Source organism: Lutibacter flavus, from assembly GCF_900188355.1.
Classification (GTDB): domain Bacteria; phylum Bacteroidota; class Bacteroidia; order Flavobacteriales; family Flavobacteriaceae; genus Lutibacter; species Lutibacter flavus.
The window spans coordinates 395,682-418,728 of record NZ_FZNX01000005.1 but is presented as its reverse complement, the minus strand read 5'-3'; the positions used below and the strand labels follow the sequence as shown (position 1 = coordinate 418,728).

The 23,047-nt window shown below is 29.2% G+C and carries 15 protein-coding genes and 1 other RNA gene; 10 read left to right on the top strand and 6 right to left on the bottom strand.

The window, feature by feature from the left end; genetic code table 11:
* Positions 1-86 precede the first annotated feature (86 nt).
* Entirely contained in the window at positions 87-6,203 is a 6,117-nt protein-coding gene (locus CHB63_RS15065) for an alpha-2-macroglobulin family protein (RefSeq protein ID WP_089379299.1), read from the top strand.
* 148 nt (positions 6,204-6,351) lie between these two features.
* On the opposite strand, the gene CHB63_RS15060 is transcribed toward CHB63_RS15065, so the two are convergent.
* On the bottom strand, positions 6,352-7,911 hold the full coding sequence (locus CHB63_RS15060; protein WP_089379298.1) for a family 20 glycosylhydrolase: 1,560 nt from the start codon (positions 7,909-7,911) through the stop codon (positions 6,352-6,354).
* Between the two features lie 174 nt (positions 7,912-8,085).
* On the opposite strand from CHB63_RS15060, the gene kdsA reads away from it, so the two are divergent.
* Positions 8,086-8,904, top strand: a complete 819-nt coding sequence (gene kdsA, locus CHB63_RS15055; RefSeq protein ID WP_089379297.1) for a 3-deoxy-8-phosphooctulonate synthase — start codon at positions 8,086-8,088, stop codon at positions 8,902-8,904.
* Here kdsA and CHB63_RS15050 read toward each other — a convergent pair.
* A complete protein-coding gene (locus tag CHB63_RS15050) occupies positions 8,899-9,888 on the bottom strand; it encodes a helix-turn-helix transcriptional regulator (RefSeq protein ID WP_089379296.1) in 990 nt (329 codons plus the stop codon). The genes kdsA and CHB63_RS15050 overlap by 6 nt on opposite strands.
* Positions 9,889-9,967: 79 nt before the next feature.
* On the opposite strand from CHB63_RS15050, the gene CHB63_RS15045 reads away from it, so the two are divergent.
* The 3 genes from CHB63_RS15045 (at position 9,968) to CHB63_RS15035 (ending at position 14,307) form a co-directional block, all read left to right on the top strand.
* Positions 9,968-12,340: a TonB-dependent receptor gene (locus tag CHB63_RS15045; RefSeq protein WP_089379295.1), complete on the top strand. Its 2,373-nt coding sequence runs from the start codon at positions 9,968-9,970 to the stop codon at positions 12,338-12,340.
* 81 nt (positions 12,341-12,421) lie between these two features.
* Positions 12,422-13,144, top strand: coding sequence for a DUF4198 domain-containing protein (locus CHB63_RS15040; RefSeq protein WP_089379294.1), 723 nt, complete (start codon positions 12,422-12,424; stop codon positions 13,142-13,144).
* Between the two features lie 5 nt (positions 13,145-13,149).
* Positions 13,150-14,307 (top strand): PepSY-associated TM helix domain-containing protein, encoded by a 1,158-nt coding sequence (locus CHB63_RS15035; protein WP_089379293.1) that lies wholly within the window; start codon positions 13,150-13,152, stop codon positions 14,305-14,307.
* Between the two features lie 70 nt (positions 14,308-14,377).
* Here the strand turns inward: CHB63_RS15035 and CHB63_RS15030 are convergent, their stop codons facing one another.
* Positions 14,378-16,927: an adenosylcobalamin-dependent ribonucleoside-diphosphate reductase gene (locus tag CHB63_RS15030; RefSeq protein WP_217898421.1), complete on the bottom strand. Its 2,550-nt coding sequence runs from the start codon at positions 16,925-16,927 to the stop codon at positions 14,378-14,380.
* 178 nt (positions 16,928-17,105) lie between these two features.
* Here CHB63_RS15030 and CHB63_RS15025 point away from each other — a divergent pair, with 178 nt between their 5' ends.
* Complete coding sequence (locus tag CHB63_RS15025) at positions 17,106-17,669, top strand: DUF3810 domain-containing protein (RefSeq protein ID WP_141107321.1); 564 nt, start codon at positions 17,106-17,108, stop codon at positions 17,667-17,669.
* Here CHB63_RS15025 and CHB63_RS15020 read toward each other — a convergent pair.
* On the bottom strand, positions 17,666-17,884 hold the full coding sequence (locus CHB63_RS15020) for a DUF3820 family protein (RefSeq protein WP_089379291.1): 219 nt from the start codon (positions 17,882-17,884) through the stop codon (positions 17,666-17,668). The two genes, CHB63_RS15025 and CHB63_RS15020, sit on opposite strands and share 4 nt — an antisense overlap.
* Positions 17,874-19,076 carry an NAD(P)-dependent oxidoreductase gene (locus CHB63_RS15015; RefSeq protein WP_089379290.1) on the bottom strand — a complete coding sequence of 401 codons (1,203 nt, stop codon included), beginning with the start codon at positions 19,074-19,076 and terminating at the stop codon, positions 17,874-17,876. The genes CHB63_RS15020 and CHB63_RS15015 overlap by 11 nt, the downstream gene beginning before the upstream one ends.
* 123 nt (positions 19,077-19,199) lie before the next feature.
* On the opposite strand from CHB63_RS15015, the gene ssrA reads away from it, so the two are divergent.
* The 4 genes from ssrA to CHB63_RS14995 all read left to right on the top strand — a co-directional run bounded on the left by ssrA (position 19,200) and on the right by CHB63_RS14995 (position 22,269).
* Positions 19,200-19,593: a transfer-messenger RNA gene (ssrA, locus tag CHB63_RS15010) on the top strand.
* Positions 19,594-19,809: 216 nt separating this feature from the next.
* Complete coding sequence (locus tag CHB63_RS15005) at positions 19,810-20,049, top strand: uroporphyrinogen decarboxylase (protein ID WP_089379289.1); 240 nt, start codon at positions 19,810-19,812, stop codon at positions 20,047-20,049.
* 17 nt (positions 20,050-20,066) lie between these two features.
* On the top strand, positions 20,067-21,164 hold the full coding sequence (locus CHB63_RS15000; RefSeq protein WP_141107320.1) for a glycosyltransferase: 1,098 nt from the start codon (positions 20,067-20,069) through the stop codon (positions 21,162-21,164).
* Positions 21,157-22,269, top strand: coding sequence for a glycosyltransferase (locus CHB63_RS14995; protein WP_089379287.1), 1,113 nt, complete (start codon positions 21,157-21,159; stop codon positions 22,267-22,269). The genes CHB63_RS15000 and CHB63_RS14995 overlap by 8 nt, the downstream gene beginning before the upstream one ends.
* Here the strand turns inward: CHB63_RS14995 and CHB63_RS14990 are convergent.
* A complete protein-coding gene (locus CHB63_RS14990) occupies positions 22,266-22,955 on the bottom strand; it encodes a cell division ATP-binding protein FtsE (RefSeq protein ID WP_089379286.1) in 690 nt (229 codons plus the stop codon). The genes CHB63_RS14995 and CHB63_RS14990 overlap by 4 nt on opposite strands.
* Between the last annotated feature and the right edge of the window lie 92 nt (positions 22,956-23,047).

Sequence of the window (23,047 nt, the reverse complement as noted above, 5' to 3'; positions counted from 1 at the left end):
ATTTACTAAGCAAAAACCAATCAAACCAATTCCTATTATAATTTAGGTATAACTTTTGCTAACTTTATATATTAAATAAATGAATTATGAAAAAAGTTGCAATCGCCATAATGTCTATATTCTTATTCTCGAATATCTCAAATGCACAAAATATTTTTAATGATTATGAAAAATACTGGAAAGAAGTTGAGAATTTTGAAAAAGAAAACCTTCCAAAATCAGCATTAAAAATAGCAGAAAATATTTATAAAAAAGCAAAAAAAGATAACAATACTCCTCAGATTATTAAGACATTGATGTATCAATCAAGATTTGCTTTAACTCTTGAAGAAGATGCTCAATTAAACATAATTGACTCCTTTAAAAGTGAAATTTCAAGTTCCGAATTTCCTACTAAAAATATTTTAGAAAGTGTTTTAGCTAATTTGTACTGGCAATATTTTCAACAAAACAGATATAAATATTACAAAAGAACACAAACAGAAGCCAAAGTTGATACAGCAGATTTTAGAATCTGGGATTTAGAAACAATTTTTAAAGAGGTTCATATTCATTTTCAAAATTCGCTGCAAAATGGGTTGCTTGCGCAACAAACTGATTTAAATGAGTTTAATGATATTTTGAATATTAGACCCAATTCAAAAAAATATAGACCAACATTATTCGATTTTTTAAATAATAATGGGTTAGATTTTTATAAAACATCAGAAACAGCAATTACCAACCCAAATTATAAATTTGAAATAGATACTAATACATATTTAAGTAATTATAAAGCCTTCTCGCTTTTAGAAATTAAATCAAAAGATCGATTTTCTTTACAGCTAAATGCATTAAAAATCTATCAAAATTTAATTGCATTTCACTCTAAAAATAAAAATATTGATGCTTTAATTTCAATTGATCTAGAACGCTTAAAGTTTGTAAAACAACACGCTACATTTAATGAAAAAGATGCAAATTTTTTAAATGAATTGAAAAATTTAAAAAATGAGTTTTCAAATTCAGAAACCTCAACACTAATAGATTTTGAAATAGCCACAATCTATAAAAATCAGGCTAATGAATATAGAGCAGAAACGAATACTGATAATCAGTTTAAAAATGTAGAAGCTTTAACTATTTGTGAAAATGCTATTAGTATGTTTCCTGAAAGTATTGGCGCTAAAAATTGTAATCAATTAAAACAACAAATTTTAAGTAAAACCTTAAATATCACTTCAGAAAAAAATATTTCCATTCAAAAACATAGTAAAGTTTTAGTGAAGTATAAAAATATTGAAAAACTGTACTTTCATATTTTCAGCATAAGTGAAAATGACAAATTTAAATTCGACAGAATATATAATGATCAAGAAAAAATTGAATTTATAGAAAAACTCGATTTAGTTTCAAATTTTGAACAATTACTAAAAACTGAAAGTGATTTTCAACAACATTCAACAGAGATTGCCATTCCTCCTTTAAAAAATGGGAATTATTTAATTTATGCTTCAACATTTGAAACTTCAAATGCCAATAGTATTTATGCTACTTCAGCAATTCAAACAACTAATATTGTCTTGATTGAAAATACTTTAAACAATAATTATGTGTACCAAGTTGTTGATAGAAATTCAGGACAACCAATTGTTGGCGCTAAAGTGAATATTAAAAATCACAATACAGGCAAATACAACAAAGCAATAAATAAAAATTATATAACTGATAGAAACGGGCAATTAACATTTACTCCATATAGCTCATATAGAAATGTTATTGTTTCAATCAAAACTAAAAACGACAAAGCCAGTTTTGGAGATTATTATTTCAATGAATTCAGAGAAATTCAAACTCAACCTGATAGAATAACTGTAAAACCTTTTTTATTTACAGATAGAAGTATTTACAGACCAGGTCAAACTGTATTTTTTAAAGGAATACTTATTGAAAAAGAAGGTGAAGAATCTTCTACATATTCTAATGAATTAGTTTCGGCTGAGCTATACAATGTTAATAATGAAAAAATAAGTGAGCTAGAATTAAACACCAATGAATTTGGGTCCGTTAGTGGTGAATTCGTTTTGCCAAATAATGGATTATTAGGTCAATATTCAATTCAATTAAATGTATTAGGATTAGCAAAAGAACGGTTTTATTTTTCTGTTGAAGAATACAAACGTCCAAAATTTGAAACTACTTTTAAACCGGTAACTGCAACCTATAAAATTGATGATAGTGTTACTATAAATGGAAATGCAATAGCCTTTGCAGGTAGCAAAATTACTGATGCAAAAGTTACTTATAGAGTTCATAGAAAAGTTCAATATCCAAAATGGTATTATTGGTACAGACCATATTTTACACCTTCTCAACCTCAAGAAATAACACACGGCGAAACAAAAACCGATGCTCAAGGAAATTTTAATATTGTATTTAAAGCGCTGGCAGACAAAAGTGTAGAGAAAGATAATTTGCCAATATTTAATTATGAAATTACTGCTGATGTTACAGATATAAATGGTGAAACTCGTAGCGCTACAACTATTGTTAAAGTTGGTTACCACGCTTTAACTACTGAAATTAAAATTGATGACCAGATTTATAAACGCAAAAAAGAAAATACATTCTCAATTATAACTAAAAACTTAAATAATGAAACTGTTTCAGTAAAAGGAACAGTCAAAATTTACAAGTTAATTGCACCTGAAAATGTGTTAAGAAAACGTCCTTGGAACGCTCCAGATTATCAATTATATTCTAATGCAATATTTAAAAATATGTTTCCAAATGAAGCTTTTTCAAATGAAGACAATATTGTAAATTGGAAAAAGGGCGAGCAGGTATTTAAACAAGATTTTGATACTTTCAAAGAAAACGACATTACCTTAAAAAGAACTAAAAAATGGGAATCAGGTAAATATATTATTGAATTAGAATGTAAAGATAGATTTGGACAAACTGTTACTGATAAACAGATTTTTACTCTGTTTAGTAATAGTGACAATCAGGTTTCAGACAATCAATTATTTATAATTTCAACAAATAAAAATAGTTACAAACCAAATGAAAAAGTAGTATTAGAATTTGGTTCGGCTTCAAAAGATTTGTTTGTAACAATAGATATTGAGAAGGACAAGAAAATAATTGACACTAAAATTATTCATCTTAATAATGAAGTTAAACAACTTGAAATTCCAGTAAATGAAAAAGACCTTGGCGGGTTCGCAATTCACTACAGTTACACTAATTTTAACTCATTTGTAAGTAGAACGTTGCCTATTTCAGTTCCTTATCCTATCAAAGAATTAGAAATTGAAACTCTTACCTTTAGAGATAAATTAAAACCTGGTCAAAACGAAACCTGGAGTTTTAAATTAAAAGGCGCTAAAGGAGATAAAGTTGCTGCTGAATTATTGGCAAGTATGTATGATGCTTCATTAGATCAGTTTAAACCTCACGACTGGGAATTCAATCCAATACAGTATCCAACCTATTATTCATATACAAATAGAAGAGCTCAAAACAGTTTTGGAACGGTTTATTTTAATGTAAATAACCTTCAAAGACCTTATTATGGCCAAATACAACAACATTTTGATGAATTAAATTGGTTTGGATTTAGGTTTAACAACAACAGCATTAGAATTCGAGGGATGAATTCTATTAAGATGGCTAAAACAGATATGAATGGGGTTGAAGTTCTTGAAGATAACTTAATACTGGAAGAAGAATCTTTAGATGAAGTTGTTACCGTTGCCAATGGAATTAAAAAAGAAAAAGTCCAAACAGTAAAAGTTGAAAAAATAGATTTATCTTCTGTTAAAATTAGAAAAAACTTTAACGAAACTGCATTTTTCTATCCACATTTAAAAACTGATATAAACGGAAACGTAAGTTTTAATTTTACCGTTCCTGAAGCACTAACACAATGGAAATTACAATTACTTGGTCATACCAAAGAATTGGCTTCAGCAACAAAAACATTAACAACTATAACCCAAAAAGAGTTAATGGTATTACCTAATCCACCACGTTTTTTACGTGAAGGTGATGTAATTATTTTCTCAAGTAAAATCTCAAATTTAACAGATAAAAACTTGAACGGAACTGCACAATTAGTTTTAACTGATGCAATTACAGGTAAAGATATTACAAGTGAATTAATTCAAACTGTCACTTCGACTCCGCTCAGTAACCAACAAAACTTTAATGTTGACTCTAAAGGAAACACAAATGTAAGTTGGAAATTGAATATTCCAGATGATGTTCAAACGGTTCAATATAAAATTGTGGCTAAAGCAGGAGATTTTAGTGATGGTGAACAAAATGCATTACTAGTTTTATCAAACAGAATGTTGGTTACCGAAACTTTGCCAATGTGGGTTCGTAGCAATCAAACAAAAACATTTACGTTAGATAAGTTGAAAAACAATACTTCAACAACATTAAAAAACCACAAATTAACATTAGAAATCACTTCTAATCCAGCTTGGTATGCGGTGCAAAGTTTACCATATTTAATGGAATATCCTTACGACTGTACCGAGCAAACTTTTTCTCGCTATTACGCAAATTCTTTGGCAAGTCATATTGTGAATTCTAATCCTAGAATTCAGGAAGTTTTCAACCAATGGAAATCTAGTGATGCATTGATTTCTAATTTAGAAAAAAATCAGGAATTAAAATCTATAATTATACAAGAAACTCCTTGGCTACGTGACGCTCAAAGTGAGACTGAACAAAAAAAGAGAATTGCGCTATTGTTCGATTTAAATAAAATGAATAACGAATTACAATCTACCATCAATAAATTAAAACAAGCGCAATTTGGCAATGGTGGTTTCCCTTGGTTTAAAGGAAGTAATTATCCAAATAGATACATTACACAACATATTGCTTCAGGTTTTGGGCATTTAAAACAGTTAAATGTCAATCAAAATAATGATGCAAGTCAAATGATCTTGAAAGCTGTTAAATTTTTAGATAGTGAAATTTTAGATGATTATAACAAACTTTTAAAAGAAGCTAAAAAAATAAGAGAAAAAGCTAAAACAACGAAAAAAGGATTAAAAGATGAAGCTGAATATTTAGCAAAAAATCATTTAGGGCATATGCAACTTCATTATTTATATATGCGTAGTTTTTATGAAAACATTGAAATAGATAAAAACGTTCAAACGGCTGTAGATTATTATAAAGACCAATCTGCTACTTTTTGGAAAAGCTATAATTTATACTCTAAAGGATTAATTGTATTAATTCAACATAGAGATAATAATAAAAAGGTTGCAAATTCAATTTTAAAATCACTAAAAGAAAATAGTATTGTAAGTGAAGAATTGGGAATGTATTGGAAAGAAAATACTGCAAGTTGGTATTGGTACCAAGCGCAAATTGAAACACAAGCATTATTGATTGAAGCTTTTTCAGAAATTGAAAATGATATTGCTACAGTTGATGAATTGAAGATTTGGTTATTAAAAAATAAGCAAACTAATAGATGGAAAACAACAAAAGCTACTACCGAAGCAGTATATGCTTTATTATTGCAAGGAAGCGATTGGCTTGCTATAAATGAAACGGTTGATGTAACTATTGGAAATCGAAAAATTGAACCTTCCAAATTAGAAAATGTAAAGATTGAAGCTGGAACAGGTTATTTTAAAACCTCCTGGAATGGAAATGAAATTACTCCAGAAATGGGTAGTGTAACAATTTCTAAAAAAGAAGAAGGAATTGCCTGGGGCGGATTGTATTGGCAATATTTTGAAGATTTAGACAAAATTACAAATGCTAAAACTCCGTTACAATTAACTAAAAAACTATTCTTAAAATCTAATACTGATACAGGAAAGCAACTGTCTGAAATTACTGAAACCTCCACATTAAAAGTTGGTGATTTAATTACAGTAAGAATTGAATTAAAAGTTGATAGAGCTATGGAATTTGTGCATATGAAAGATATGCGCGCAAGTGGATTAGAACCAATAAGTGTTTTATCTCAATATAAATGGCAAGATGGATTAGGCTATTATGAAAGTACAAAAGATGCTTCAACCAACTTTTTTATGGAACGTTTGCCAAAAGGTGTGTATGTTTTTGAATACGATTTAAGAGTAAATAATGCTGGTAATTTTAGCAATGGAATTACAACTATACAAAGTATGTATGCTCCTGAATTTAGCAGCCATAGTGAAGGTATTAGAATAACTATTGAATAAAAAAAGAGGCTACTTAAAAAGTATGATTTAACGTCATTGCGAGGCACGAAGCAATCTTTTACATTTTGATTATTTAAAATAAGATTACTTCACTACGTTCGTAATGACAGGTTTTTAACTTTTTAGACAGCCAATTTCTTATAAATTATTATTCAGAGAGCAGTTTTGAATCGTAGTAATTAACACCTTTTATTTTTAATCTATTGGTGTGTTTTATAAGTCTCGATTTATAATCCTCCCAATTTCTCATAGATGTTGGAGTCCAACCAATCTCAGAATGACCAATAATTCTCGGGAATGCCATATATTCGATGTCATCTATATTTGTAATAGTTTCAGACCATAAAGGTGATTCTATTCCTAAAATACTTTCTCTATCAATACCTTCAACAAATTTTTCTGGAGTCCATAAATAAGCACTATCCAATTCAATAAATGCTGCCCAATTTAAACCAATTTTGGTTAAAGAATCGTACTTCATATCCAAATAAACTTTAGTTGCCGGCGACATTATTACTTTTGAATTTTGAGCTATTCCTTTTTTTGCATTCTCTTCTCTTGCCCAAAATTGCACTGTTGTGTTTTCTTTAAGATCTGCATGTGCAATTTCATCCCAACCAATTACTTTTTTATCATAGGAATACACAATATCCTGAACCCGGTTTATAAAAGGAATGTAATCTTCTAATGCCGTTACATGAGATTCATCTCCTCCAATATGAATGTACGGACCAGGAGTTAATTCTACCAATTCTCTAACAACATCATCAATAAATTTATAGGTAATTTCTTTACCTGTACATAAAGTACTAAAACCAACTTTGGTTCCTGTATATAATTTTGGAGCTATATTATCACAATTCAATTCAGGATAGGATGCTAAAGCCGCATTGGTATGCCCCGGCATATCAATTTCAGGAATTACAGTTATATAATTGGCTGCTGCATATTCCACTATCTCTTTATATTGTTCTTGCGTGTAAAAACCACCTTCTCCACCTCCAACTTCAGTAGAACCGCCATATGTAGTAAGTTTTGGCCACGATTTAATTTCAATTCTCCAACCTTGATCATCAGACAAATGCAAGTGAAGTACATTCAGTTTGTAGGCTGCAAGTAAATCTATATATCTTTTTACATCTTCAACTCTAAAAAAATGACGAGCAACATCTAGCATAGCACCTCTATATTCATATTCTGGATAATCTTGAATTTCTCCAGTTGCAATAAACCAAGGTTTTTCCTGCTTATCAATTGCTTCTATTTCATCTGGAAATACTTGACGCAAGGTTTGAATTGCTCTAAACATACCTTCAATAGTTCTAGACTCAATTATGACATTTTCTTCAGAAATATTTAATTTATAACCTTCACTTCCAAATTTAGAGTCCAAATTACTGATTTTCAAATAAATACTATTTGATTTTGGATTTTGAGTTGTTGATTCAACAATTAAATTATATCCTGTTGAAGGTTTTAGAATTGACGTCAAATAATTCCCAACTTGTAGCAAATCCTGTGAATCTTCATTTATCAATATTTTGGTTTTATTATTAAGTTCAAATGAACTGCCAGTTTCAATTACTGAAACAGGTTTTGGAAAAAGAGTAGCTTCTGAAAGATTCAATTGTGGATTACTTGAACATGAACTAATTAAAGCCGTTATAAAGAATAGTATTACGAAGTAAACTCGTTTAATATTAACCATAAAATTATTAATTTAAAAGAATTCAAATTACAAAATTTTAACAGAATAATATATAATTTTAATAAAAATCTACTTCCTATTTTTCTTTTTACTCGCTTTTATTAACGGATTAAAATCAAATGTTAATTCTAACTTTTCTATTCAAAAAACTATCTTTGCATAAAAACACACAAAATGAATTTAAATCTTATTCCTAAAATAAAACATACCGATAGTAATAACTTCTTTTTATTAGCTGGTCCTTGCGCTATTGAAGGAGAAGAAATGGCAATGAAAATTGCTGAACATATTTTAAAAGTAACGGATAAATTAGAAATTCCATTTATTTTTAAAGGAAGCTTTAAAAAAGCGAACCGAAGTAGAATTGATAGTTTTACAGGAATTGGAGATGAAAAAGCGCTAAAAATATTGAGAAAAGTTTCAGAAACTTTCAATGTTCCAACGGTTACAGATATTCATACAAATGAAGATGCTATAAAAGCAGCCGAATATGTTGATGTACTGCAAATTCCTGCTTTCCTAGTTCGTCAAACAGATTTAGTAGTTGCTGCTGCAAATACTGGAAAAGTTGTTAATTTGAAAAAAGGACAATTTATGAGTCCTTCTGCAATGAAACATGCAGTACAAAAAGTAAAAGATAGCGGAAACGAAAAAGCCTGGATTACCGACAGAGGAACTATGTTTGGATACCAGGATATGATTGTTGATTTTAGAGGAATTCCTGAAATGCAACAATATGCTCCAGTTATTTTAGATGTAACACATTCTTTACAACAACCTAATCAAACCAGTGGAGTAACTGGTGGAAGACCAGATATGATAGAAACTATTGCAAGAGCTGGAATTGCTGTTGGTGCAGACGGATTGTTTTTAGAAACACATTTTGACCCAGCAAATGCAAAAAGTGATGGTGCAAATATGTTAGATTTGAAATATTTAGAAGGCCTATTGAGTAATTTAGTGGCAATTAGAAAAACGATAAATAAATTATAAAATTTCTCGATATTGTTTAGGAGTTTCTCCAAAATATTTTTTAAATGCCGCACTAAAATGTGTGGCATTTTTGTAGCCTGTATCTTCTGCTATTTGATAAATTGGCAACTGGCTGCTTCTTAATAATTCTTTTGCCTTATTCATTTTTTCCTGTTTACAAAATTCATTCATAGAAAACCCAAAAACTCTTTTATATTCCTTTTTTAGTAGATTTTCATTTAATGCTACCTCTTGAGACAATTGCTTTATAGAATAATTTTTATCCAAATTATTTTTTAAAATATGATGTACAGCATACAATTTTCTAATTATTTTACCTGTACAAGCTATTTTATCACTAGGCTTCTTAACCTTATAATTTTCCATTTGAATTGCAAGTAATTCAAGTACTTTGGCTTCCATAAAAATTTTACGAGAAATACCTTTTAAATTTATATCCTCAAGATTCGTTAATACTGTAAAAAGTTCATTTGTAATTGGTAGAATTAAATCTTTATCTGAAAATTTCTTAAAAATAAAATCATTAGAAAATCCGTGATTAAGCAAAAACAATTTAGATAATTTAATTTTTATCTCTTTAAACGCCTTAACACCTGAAACTCTAACGTAACCTTTAAATTTATTAATATTTGCAATATAAGATTCATGACTTTCTATTGGAATATCCTCTTCAACTCCTCTAATTGAAATTATTTTTTCTCCCTCTAATAAAAAAGATAATTGTGTAAAATCATCATCACAATCATATTTTATAATTAAATCCTTTACAAGTTTATACCTACTTATTGAAATTAATAAATCATCAAATTGAAAATTTGTTATACAGCCACATCCATATTTTGGTAGTACATGATGCTTACTATAAACTATTTTTCCATCATTATCACAATTTGTCTGCACTGCTATTACCTGATTTATACCTATCTCCGCTCCAGATAAGTCAATAACTTCACAATTAACAAAATCTCGTCTTTTTTTATCCACAATGCGTCATTTACTATTTAGAACATTTTCTAATTTCGCAGTAAATTTATTTAGACTAAATTAAAATAACAAATTTAAAATGAAAAACATTCTTACAACAATTACATTGTTTCTATCAATTATAACAATTCAAGCACAAAATAGCTTGATAAGAGGAACCGTAATTTCCGAACAAAACAAACCAATAAAAAACGTTAATATTTCAATCTTAAATACAATAAAAGGCACAAATACCAATAGCTTTGGCGCATATGAAATTAATGGTTTAGAATCAGGAACCTATCAACTTAGAGTTTCATTTTTAGGATATAAAACAAAAGAAATTCAATTAAAAATCAAAAATAATCAAGTTTACACAATACCAACAATTATTCTAAAAGAAATTGGAGAAACACTAAGTGAAGTAAAAATTGAAGGAAACGGAATAACCAAAATTATAAAAAGTGAAGGCATTTATGTTTCTAAACTACCTCTTAAAAACTTGGAAAATCCACAAGCTTATAACGCAATTTCAAGTGATTTATTAAAAGAACAAGTGATTACAAATATAAATGATGCCATAAAAAACGCAACAGGTGTGGCTCGATTATGGGAATCAACTGGACGTGGTGGTGATGGTGCAGAATTTTATTCATTAAGAGGATTTTCTGTTCAGCCATCTATTACCAACGGCTTACCTGGATTGAACAATGGAGGATTAGATCCTTCAAATATTGAACGAATTGAAGTTATAAAAGGTCCGTCTGGTACTTTATATGGTAGTAGCTTAATTTCTTATGGAGGATTAATTAATGTTGTTACAAAGCAGCCCTATGAATACTTTGGCGGTGAAATTTCTTACACAACAGGCACTAATGGATTAAACAGAATAACAGCTGATATAAATACGCCAATTGGTAAAGATGATGACACTTATTTAAGAATTAATGCGGCCTATCATTCTCAAAATAGTTTTCAAGATGCAGGATTTAACAAATCTTTTTATGTTGCACCTTCTTTAAAATATATTGCCAATGAAAAACTGACATTTATAGTTAATACTGAAATCCTAAATAAAGAATCGGTAAATGCTCCAATGCTATTTTTAAACAGATACGCTCCCTTAACCTATGATAGCATTGATATTTTTGAACAAAACTATTACAACTCTTTTACTAGCAACAACTTAACTATAAAAAATCCAACATTTAATTTACAAGCTCAAGCCTTATATAAGCTCTCTGATACATGGACATCTCAAACAGTTTTATCCACTGGAACAGCTAAAACTGATGGTTATTATTCATATTTATGGGATTTAAGTGATGGAGATACCTTTGCTCATTATATTTCAAAAGCAAATAGCGAAACTAGAACAACAGATATTCAACAAAACTTTATTGGTGATTTTAATATTGGAAAATTAAGAAATCGAGTTGTAGTTGGGTTGGATTATTTTAACAATAATTTAAAAAATAACAGTTTAGGCTGGGTAGGAATTGGAACAGTAACCTTAAGTGATGGAAACAATTCCTCAATTTTATCTCAGGCAGCAGTCGACAATGCTTTGGCTGAAACTGCCGTTGGAAATTCTGAAGCATCTCAAGAAATTTTTAGCGCTTATATTTCAGATGTATTAAACCTAACTCCGACTCTTTCTGCTATGGCAAGTTTAAGAGTTGATAAATTTGAAGGTGACAAAAGTGATGATGACGATGATCAAACTGCCTTTTCACCAAAATTTGGACTGGTATATCAGCCAATAAAAGATAAACTATCTGTTTTCACCAATTATATGAATGGATTTTCCAATGTTTCTCCTTCCGAAGTCTCAGATGTTGACGGTTCTAATCCAAGAATAAAAACATTTGACCCTGAAAAAGCCAACCAGTGGGAACTAGGGATTAAAGCAAATTTGTTAGAAAATAAACTGAATTTAACTGCAAGTTATTATGATATAAACGTGTCAAATAAATTAATGACAGACCCAAACAATATTAATAATTCAATTCAAGGAGGAGAAGTGGAAAGTAAAGGGTTTGAATTAAGTTTAAATGCAAAACCTGTTGAAGGTTGGAACATTATTGCCGGTTATAGTCAAAATAATAGTAAAGTTTTAAAAGAAACCGAAAATGCTGGATATTTAGGATTAAGACCTGAAGAAGCTGGTCCTGAAAACTTAATTAACTTTTGGACTAGTTATACTGTTCAAACTGGTTCTTTAGAAGGTTTTGGCTTTGGTTTTGGAGGAAATTACGCCAGTGAATTTAATACACTAAATAGAAGTACAACTGGATCTTTTGCTTTACCAAGCTACACCATAATAAATGGCTCTTTATCCTATGCTAAAGAAAAATTTAGAGTCATATTAAAATTAGACAACATTGCCAATAAAAAACACTTTACAGGATGGTCTACCGTAACACCTCAAAATACTAGAAGTATTTCAGCAAGTTTATCTTATAATTTTTAAACCCATATTTAATTAGAGTTGTTTGTTAATCCATTAGTCCTTGTTAAAAATAACAAGGGCTAATATTAAAATTTAAAAAAAATGAAAAAAATAATTTTATCAATATGCAGTACCTTTTTAATAACTGCATCAAGTTTTGCACATTATTTATGGATTGAAACGAATCCAAATGGAATTATAAATCAAGAACAAGAAATTAGAGTGTATTACGGTGAATACACATACGGAGTTATAGAAGAAATAACTGGTGAAGCATTTCCAAAAGTTAGTGATTTTACACTTTTTCTTGTAGATCCTTCAGGAAAAAAAATTCAATTAAAAACCTCAACAGAGAGTACTTATTACAAAGCAAATTTTATCCCTTCTATTAATGGAACCTACACAGTTCTTTTAAATAATGATAAAATTGATGTAATTGATTTTACACAATACGATTTTGGAATTTTTAAAACGCATTATCATTCTGTTGCTAAAATTCAAGTTGGAGATAATCAGTCTGAAACTGCTTCACTTAATAAAAATGGAATTACAGTTAAGGACATTTCTGAAAACACCAATGAAATAAAACTTCTGGTTTTATTTAAAAATGAAGTACTTCCAAAAAATGAAGTTAAAATTTATGTTTCAGATTTATGGTCGAAAACATTAGAAACAAATGAGAACGGAATCATTTCTTTTAAACTCCCTTGGAATACAAAATACATTATAGAAACTACGCATAAAGAGGAAGTTCCTGGAATTTATAAAAACGAAAACTACCAATTTATCTGGCATTGTGTTACTTACACAATTCCTACAAACTAATTTTTATGACTAAAGAAAGGAAAAATAATAGATTTAAAAAATTTATTAAAAAAATGCATTTATGGCTCGGACTCTCATCCGGGCTTATTGTATTTATAGTAGCTTTAACTGGTTGTATCTATGTTTTTAGTCAAGAATTTACAAATACTTTTCGTAAAAGTGAAATGTATATTGAACCTCAGGAAAAAGCAATACCAATTAGCAAACTTTGGGAAAGCACACAAAGTCAAATTGATACTACGTATCAATTATCTTGGGTAAACATATATAACAATCCAAAAAAAAGTTGGATTTTTTATGCCTATCAAGGGAATGAAAATGCAACTACTTATTTTGAAAGTATAGACTATTACAAATCCATTTATGTAAACCCATATACAGGAGAAATTTTAAAAATTTATAATGAAGAATTAGACTTTTTCAACATTGTAAAAATGTTGCATTGGAGCCTTTTATTAAAAACTGAATATGGCCAACCAATTGTTGGTTACAGCACCATCATTTTTGTATTAATGCTTATTTCAGGTTTTATTTTATGGTGGCCAAAAAATAAAAACTCAAGAAAACTACGGTTCTCATTTCAATGGAAAAAAACAACAAAATGGAAACGTAAAAATTATGATTTTCACAATATTTTTGGTTTTTATATAGGTTCTGTTGCCATAATAATTTCGCTAACTGGATTGGTATGGGCTTTTACTTGGTTTCAGGCAATAGTTTACGTTGTTGGTTCTGGTACAACAACTCCACCAGATTTTTCGAAAGCAACATCAACATTTATTGATAGTCCTAAAGAAATAGCTCTTGATTTAGCTCTTGACAAAACGGTGAAAAAATATCCAAATTCCAATGGTTTTAGACTAACACCTGCACAAGACAGTACAGATATAATTAATATTTACATACAACAATACGATGGTTTGTATTATGTAAATCATAGTTTACAATTTGACCAATATTCGGGTGAATTATTAAAAGAAAGGAATCATAAAAATAAAAACTTTGGAGAAAAACTGATTAACGCAAATTACGATGTACACGTAGGTGCCATTTTAGGAATACCAGGGAAAATAATAGCCTTTTTTGCAAGTTTAATTTGTGCTACTTTGCCACTGACAGGGTTTTTAATTTGGTTTGGAAGAAAAAGAAAAAAGAAGAGTTGAAAAATAATTCAATAAAAAACTCCAAGAAAATTAAATTTTCTTGGAGTTTTTTATTTATAATTGACTAAAATTATCCACACTTAGTATGTCCACAGTTTTTACATTTCAAGCAACCTTCTTCATAAATTAATCCATCAGGATCACCACATTCCGGACATTTTTTATCAACGGCTTGGGTACCATCTTCAACAAATTGTTTTAATGTTCGAGCAATACCATTTTTCCAAGTATTAATATTTTCATCGTACATATTTAAATTGTTAATTAAATCAACAACATAAGGAATTGGCATTCCGTGACGTAAAACTCCAGAAATTAGTTTCGCGTAATTCCAATATTCTTTATCAAAAGTTCTTGATAAACCTTCCATTGTTACTTTATAACCTTGCTTGTCTTCAAATTGAAAATCGTATCGAGAAACACCATTTTCATCCTTGTTTTTAATAACCCAACCTTCTTCTAACCAGGTTGGTAATAAAAATGCATCTTCTAATTTACCTGTAAATACTTCATAAGGCCTGTTATTAATTAATCCAACTACAGCTACCCATTTATCGTAATCATTTTGAAAACGAACAACTTTTGCAATAATTCTTTTAGGGCGTTTTGGAAAAATAGTTTCTGCATAACATTCGCTATTTTTCTTTTCTTTATTATCTTCATTCGCAACTAAAATTCCACTTCTAGAACCATCTCTGTATACAGTAATTCCTTTTAGCCCTTTTTTCCAGGATTCAATGTAAATATTACCTACCAAATCAACAGGTACATCTTTAGCTAAATTTATGGTTGAACTTATTGAATGTGTTGTGTATTTTTGAACTAAGGCTTGCATTTCAACACGTTTAACCCAATCAATTTCTGGCGCAGTTGCTCCGTTATATGGGCTTTCACTAATATCAGTTTTACCAGTTACTTCCATCCATTGTTTTAATTTAGGATGATATACTTCAAACTCTTCAAAAGCGTCACCCATATCATCTACATATGCAACTTTTGCATTTACATCACCTTCATTTACTTTTCTTCTTCGTTTATAGGATAATAAGAAAACTGGTTCTACTCCAGACGAAGTTTGTGCCAACATACTCAGACTTCCTGTTGGAGCAACAGTACTTATTGAAATATTACGTCTACCGTATTTCATCATCCTTTTATAAACTTCAGGAAACTCTTTTTCCATCATTTGTACAAACTCAGATAAATTTTCGATGTCTGGATTAAAAACCTCAAACTTTCCACGAGTTATGGCCATATCTATACTACTATCAAACTCACCTTTAAGTTTGGTTTTCATAATTTCATCAACAACAGCAATTGCTTCATCAGTATCAAACTTTTTACCTAAAGCAGCCATACAATCAGCCAATGCAGTAAAACCTAAACCTGTTCTTCTTCCTTTTTTACCTGTTTTATATAATAATTTCCAAGTGTCAATTTCTACTTGTTTAATATTATTTGGTTCCTTATCGTGCATTATTTTGTTGAATATCTTATCAACAGCTTCCAATTCCAAATCAACTAAATCATCCATTAAACGTTGCGACTCATAAACAACTTTATAAAACTTCTTATAATCGAATGTTGCTTTTTCTGTAAATGGGTTTTCAACAAAACTATATAAATTAATAGCTATTAATCTACAACTATCTCCACCTTGCATAGCAATTTCTGAACAAGGATTTGTTGAACTATTTTTAAAACCTGGGTAAATAGATGATGTTGAATAATAATGTTGACGATCCCAAAATATTAATCCCGGCTCTGCAGTATTATGTGCACAAGTAATTATAGTATTCCATAATTCCTGAGCTCTAATTGTTTTCGTATAGGTTGGTTTATCGCTTTCAATTGGCCAACGTAAGGTAAAATCACCATCTTCAATTACGGCCTGCATAAATTCGTCTGACAATCGTAAAGATATATTTGCCCCCGTAATTTTAGTTAAATCTTGTTTAATTGTAACAAATTCTTCAATATCAGGATGTGCAATATCCATAGTTAACATTAATGCACCTCTTCTCCCATTTTGAGCAACCTCTCTTGTTGTATTTGAGAAGCGATCCATAAAAGAAACTGCACCTGTAGTCGTTCCTGCAGAATTTGAAACTTGTGCTCCACGAGGTCTTAAATTTGATAAATCTACACCAACTCCACAACGTCTTTTAAATAATTGTGCCAATTGCTGATCCGTGTGGAAAATACCACCATAAGAATCAAAAACAGGCGGAACCACAACACAATTTGATAATGATGCAATAACATTTTCATTTCCTAACGAAGACATTACACTTCCTTGCGGAATTATATATTTAAAATCTTTAAACAAGTCAAAAATATCATTTTCTGATAAAAATTTTCTTGATTTTCCGTATTCTGATAAACCCTCTATCTCTTTTTCACTATCCAAATATTTCTTCTCAATTCTCCCAAATTCAACAGCCATTCTCTTATGCATTTGATCTGGTGTACTTTCCAAATATTCACCTTTCTTATTTTTTACTGCATACTTATTCATCCAAGTAGTCGCAGCAAGCTCATCACCATTAAAGTAAGCTAAGCAGCTCTCTAACACTTCGTTATATTCGTATATTTTCGGGAATATTAATTCTTCTATCATTTTGAGATGGTTTATTATTAATCAATTTTTGAATCAATAAAATTATTGAATTATTAAACCTAAATGGTCTTTTAATGAATTTAGTTAATAACATTTTGTTGTTGAAAAGTTTAATGAAATTATTTTTTTAGTTTTTATTTCGTAAATTCATCTTCTAATATTTTATAAATTGAATTTGGTGAAACACAATCTAACTTTAAACGGGATTACTGGTATTATTTTTGGAATATTCTCAATAATATTTAGTTGGTTCATAAAGTTATTTTTAACTAATTTTTCGTCTGGAGTTGGAGTTGCAGGATTTTTACCAATATCTTTTTTTGAAATTATTTTAGGGGTTATTTCGTTACTTTTTATTCTAATTTCTTATTTTACTGTTGTTTTAATAAATAAGAAGAGAAGAAAAAAAATAGGATTAAAAGGATGGGATTCTAAAGCTAAAAAAATTAGAAAAATATTTCTTGCATTATTATTAATAGGCGGAATTATTACACTTTTACTTGTTAAAGTTGGGCATATAAAACTTATAATTCCTACCTCACTTTTTCTTTATGGAATAAGCTCTATTGTTGTAAAAAAATACACTGTGGGTAATACGATACTTTTAGGAACCCTCTTTATTTTAAACGGGCTTTTAGCAATGGTTTTTACAAAACAATTATTTATGCTTTGGGGAATGGCTTTTGGTGTTTATCATATAATTTATGGCTCACTTGGTTTTTTTAAAAATCAGGAAAATTAATATTTTAATTTTCTTACCAAGTCTTCCAAACCATTTAGCTGAATCTCATAAACCAAACCTAGCATTTCACCAAGTTTTCCCTTTGGAAAACCCTTATTGTTATACCAAACAATATAATGCTCGGGTAAATCAATTAAATGTTTGCCTTTATATTTTCCAAAAGGCATAACAGTGTTAGCCAATTTTTCTAATTCGTGTTGCTGATTATTTGCCATCTATATAATTTTGTAAATAACTAAAACGCTCCGTTAATTTTCCGTTTTCAGTCATTCTAGCTCTTAATAGAACCCCATCTTCATCATTATTTAAAAAAGCTGGAATTACATGTTTAGCAAAACTATCTCCAAATCCTTCGGATGCATCTTTTGGCAATTCACAAGGTAAATTATCCACTGCCATTACAGCAATTGCATTTTTATTTTTAAAATCAACTTCTTTTTCTGTTGCTGGGTTGTATCCATAAATAGGATCAGCAATTGTTGAAGATCGAATTGTTGAAGCAACTGGCCCATCAATATCACAACTAATATCTGCAATAGTATTTATATGAAACTCATTTGATTTAGCATCTTCACGAGTGAAAAGAAATGGTGCTCCATCCCCATAAAAGTGACCTGCAATGAACAAATCTGCAACTTTAGCAAATCTCATAAAGTTACTTTCATATTCAGATGGATTTTTAAAAAAATCGTTTTGATCTTTAACCTCTCCATCTTTTCTCTTATTATAATCTAATACATCTATTTGAACATAAACTGGTTCCTTAAAAGTTTTAGTTAGAAATTCTTGTATTGTTACTTCACGCATTCTCATACCCTTCAACATTTCCTTTGCTCCATTACCTACTCTACCTTTTCCTGTTAACAACACTTTAATTGCCGGTAATTTTATTTTTTGAAGTTCATGTATCAACATTAATTGATCGTGTAACTCTTCAGCTTTAGGTAATTGAAACAACTTATTTTTCATACCATACGCTCTAAAACCATTATAAGCACCAACAATACCAGCATATTTTCCAAAAGCCACTAATCTTTGCCCTTTTTTATTAACAATTACTTCGTGATCATACAATTCAATATTCTTTGCCAAAATGGCTTGCAGTAATTTTCTGTTATATTCCTGTTTTTTAATAGTATGTGAAAAGAAAAAATACTTTTTATTTGGAATTAAAAATTCAATTGGCACTTCTTTTACACCCAATAAAACATCACAATCAGAAACATCTTTAACTACTTCAACTCCTTGATTTACATAGTCTTCATCAGTAAAAAAACGATTATCCGAACTTTCTACTTTAATAGTTAATTGAGGATATTTTTTTAATAATCGCTTACATTCTTTTGGAGATAAAACGACTCTCCTGTCTGGTGGATTTTTACGTTCATTAATGATTCCTATTTTCATTGTATAATTTGGTATAAAATTTGTGACTAAGGTATTATGAATTAAAGAAACAAACAAATAATTAATCTAATGGATTTTTTATACATTTGCCTTCTTTTAAAAGAACTTGTTCTTTGACTTATTGGGGACGACTGGTTTTGACTGCAAGGTCAATTAAACTAGAAGCATGTCGAGTTATGAAATAGCACTCGTAAATCTCAATTTCAACTTTTTAAACGGCGAAGATAACTACGCTTTAGCTGCTTAATCCGAATTATAGTAGGATGAGCCTCGGCACACAAGGTGTGCAAGCTGAATGCCCCCTAATAGCCTTGGTTAGCGGCGATTAATTTTAGGGCATCGTAAAAGTTAACATAGAAATATCAGTGTTTCGTTGGTATTTTGAAACTTAAGAAACTAAGTTTAAAGTGGGCTGTTTTCGGTCAGCTTTAAGTCGAAAATCAAACGAAAAATAAACATGTAGAAACTACTTTGGTTGCTTGTTTGGACCCGGGTTCGATTCCCGGCGTCTCCACTAATATCTTCATTTTGATAAAATTAGCTTTTTTTAGTAAAAATTTAACAAAAAAACATATTCTTAAATAAATTTTATTGTATATTTGTATCTGGTAAGTCGTAAAGATTTACCAATCTTTTTCATAGCAATTTTCCTCACTCATTTTTGAGTGAGGTTTCTTTTTTTAGACCCTTCTCGTTTTTTCCATTACCTTTGCCCTCCAAAAAAAATACAAATATGCTTTTAAATATTTCTTATACTGAATGGGTTGGTTATTTAGCTTCTGCTGTGCTTATTATTTCATTCTTAATGAAAAACCTGTCAACACTTAGAATTATTAACTCTATTGGGGCAATTATTTTTGTTATTTATGGAGTAATGCTTAACATTTCCTGGCCAATAATTATTACCAATGTTTTTATTTTATTCGCAAACATATATTACCTTTACTTTAATCAAAGAAAGGTTAATTCTTAAATTTTAAAAAAACTCATTTGAAACGAATATTAGTTTCAGTAACAAATGATTTGGTCACAGACCAACGAGTTCATAAAGTATGTACTACTTTAGCATCAATGGGTTTTGACTTGCTCTTAATTGGTAGGAAATTTTCTGATAGTATTGAAATTGACAGACCTTATAAAACAATTCGATTTAAGCTAATATTCAATAAAGGTTTTTTATTTTACGCGGAATACAATCTTCGCTTATTTATTAAACTACTTTTTACAAAAAAGGATATTTTACTTAGTAACGATTTAGATACTTTATTACCAAACTATCTTGTGAGTAAAGTGTTTAGAAAAAAGCTGGTTTATGATAGTCACGAATTATTTACAGAAGTTCCTGAATTAATAAACAGGCCTTTTGTTCAAAAAATATGGTTGAAAATTGAAGGAAATATATTACCAAAACTTAATAATTGTATAACAGTTAGTGATTCAATTGCAAAATATTACAACAAAAAATACAATACTAATTTTAGTTTAATTAGAAACTTTCCCATAAAATTATCAAATAATCAAAAAGGTAATTTCCCATTCGAAATTTATAATTCTAATATTATTTTATATCAAGGTGCCTTAAATAAAGGAAGAGGTCTAGAATTGATAATTGAGACAATGCAATTTATAGATAACTCAATTTTAGTACTCATTGGTAATGGAGATATTGTGGATGAATTATTGGAGAAAGTAAAAATTTTGGGACTGGAAAAGAAAGTGAGGTTTATTTCTAAAATAGCTCCAAATGAATTAAGTAGTTTAACAAAACTCGCAGATTTAGGACTTAGTATTGAAGAAGATTTAGGCCTAAATTACAGGTTTGCTTTGCCAAATAAATTATTTGATTACATACAAGCTAATATTCCTGTTTTAGTTTCTAACTTGCCCGAAATGAAAAACATTATTTCAAAACACACTGTTGGTGAGGTAATTAAAAGTAGAACTCCAAAAAAACTAGCAAATCAAATTGATCAATTACTTTCTAAAGGAAAATCGCATTTTGAAAACAATTTAGAAAAAGCTAGCTCAGAACTTATTTGGGAACATGAAGAAAAAAAATTAATCGAAATTTTTGAAAATCTTGAATAAAACTTTAAATATAGTATCATTTGATGTTCCATACCCTCCAAATTATGGCGGTGCTATTGACGTTTTTTATAAAATAAAAGCCTTAAATAATCTTGGAATTAATATAATTTTACATACTTATGAATATGGTAGAGGTAAGCAAAAAGAGCTTGAAAAATATTGTAACAGTATACATTATTATAAGAGAAAAATTAAATTAAAAGATTTTTTTTCGAGAAAACCATTTATAGTTAAAACAAGGACAAATAAAAAGTTAATTGAAAATTTAAGATCAAATAATTTTCCGATTTTGTTTGAAGGACTACATAGCACTTCGCCTCTTTTAACAGCCAATTTCAATAATAGAACTGTTATTATTAGAGCACATAATATTGAACACAACTATTATAAAGGTTTATCAAAAAGTGAATCAAATATTTTTAAAAAACTTTTTTTTAATACAGAAGCTATTAAATTACGCCCGTTTCAAAAAATATTTAAAAAAGCCAACTATATTTTATCTATTTCACCTTCGGAACAAGAATATTTTTCGGTAAAATTCCCTTTAAAATCGATATATATTCCAGCTTTTCACGAACATAAAACTGTTAAATCTATGCAAGGTATCGGGAAGTTTGCAATTTATCATGGTGATATAAGAGTAGCTGATAATACTAAAGCTTGCTTTTATTTAGTCAAAGCCTTTTCAAATACCACGTATCCATTTATTATTGCTAGTAATTTTAATAATCCAAAACTAGAATCTGAAATAAAAAAACATTCCAACATAAGCTTCATAATGCTTAAAAGTAATGATGAATTAACAGAGTTACTAAAATCTGCACATGTAAATATACTTCCTACATTTCAAGGTACAGGCATCAAATTAAAGCTAATTAATGCATTATTTAATGGTCGGTTTTGCTTAGTAAATGACGAAATGATTAAAAATACAGGACTAGAAAAGCTTTGCTCAATTGCAAACTCAAAAAAAGAATTCATTAATAAATTCGAACAATTATCTCAACAAGAATTTACTGAAAATGATATTATTAAAAGAACAAACGTATTAAAAAGTTTTGACACTCATATTAATGCACAAAAAATTATAGAATTATTAAATTAAATATTTGAATTCTGCTGTACAACCTCAAATAATTCTCCACCTTCACATTTTAATGTTTTATAAGGAAACTTTAGTATTAATGCATAATCATGAGTCGCCATTAATATAGTTTTCCCGGTATCATGAATTTCCTTTAAAACATTCATCACTCCAACAGAAGTTGCCGGATCTAAATTCCCGGTTGGCTCATCTGCTAAAATTAACTCAGGATCATTTAACAAAGCTCTTGCAATTGCAACACGTTGTTGCTCACCACCAGACAGTTGAAATGGCATTTTAAAATCTTTGGTTTCCATCCCAACCTTTTTTAAAACTTCCATTATTTTAGTTTTCATTTTTTCAGCATCTTTCCAACCTGTTGCTTTTAAAACAAACTTTAAATTTTCAAATACATTTCTATCATTCAACAATTTAAAGTCTTGAAAAACAATTCCAATTTTTCTTCTCAAAAACGGAATCTCTTTTTCTTTTAGAGATTTTAAATTAAACCCTACAATACTTCCTGTGCCGTTTTCAAGTGGTAAATCCCCATATAAAGTTTTCATTAAACTACTTTTTCCGCTTCCCGTTTTACCTATCATATACACAAACTCTCCCTTATTTATATTTAAGTTTACATTTGATAATACAAGGTTCTCTCGCTGAAATATTTGAGCTTCTTTTAAACTAAGAATTGATTCGGACATTTATTAATGATTTTTAACAAATTTAAAAATTTTAGCATTTAAACAACTACTAATTAATTAATTTATTCATTTAGACATTTTAAAAACATAAT

Coding starts and splice junctions, on each gene's coding strand:
- CHB63_RS15030 (WP_217898421.1), bottom strand. CDS start 16,927: ATGATAGAAGAATTAATATTCCCGAAAATATACGAATATAACGAAGTG.
- kdsA (WP_089379297.1), top strand. CDS start 8,086: ATGAATTTAAATCTTATTCCTAAAATAAAACATACCGATAGTAATAAC.
- CHB63_RS15040 (WP_089379294.1), top strand. CDS start 12,422: ATGAAAAAAATAATTTTATCAATATGCAGTACCTTTTTAATAACTGCA.
- CHB63_RS15005 (WP_089379289.1), top strand. CDS start 19,810: ATGCTTTTAAATATTTCTTATACTGAATGGGTTGGTTATTTAGCTTCT.
- CHB63_RS15015 (WP_089379290.1), bottom strand. CDS start 19,076: ATGAAAATAGGAATCATTAATGAACGTAAAAATCCACCAGACAGGAGA.
- CHB63_RS15020 (WP_089379291.1), bottom strand. CDS start 17,884: ATGGCAAATAATCAGCAACACGAATTAGAAAAATTGGCTAACACTGTT.
- CHB63_RS15060 (WP_089379298.1), bottom strand. CDS start 7,911: ATGGTTAATATTAAACGAGTTTACTTCGTAATACTATTCTTTATAACG.
- CHB63_RS14990 (WP_089379286.1), bottom strand. CDS start 22,955: ATGTCCGAATCAATTCTTAGTTTAAAAGAAGCTCAAATATTTCAGCGA.
- CHB63_RS15065 (WP_089379299.1), top strand. CDS start 87: ATGAAAAAAGTTGCAATCGCCATAATGTCTATATTCTTATTCTCGAAT.
- CHB63_RS15035 (WP_089379293.1), top strand. CDS start 13,150: ATGACTAAAGAAAGGAAAAATAATAGATTTAAAAAATTTATTAAAAAA.
- CHB63_RS15045 (WP_089379295.1), top strand. CDS start 9,968: ATGAAAAACATTCTTACAACAATTACATTGTTTCTATCAATTATAACA.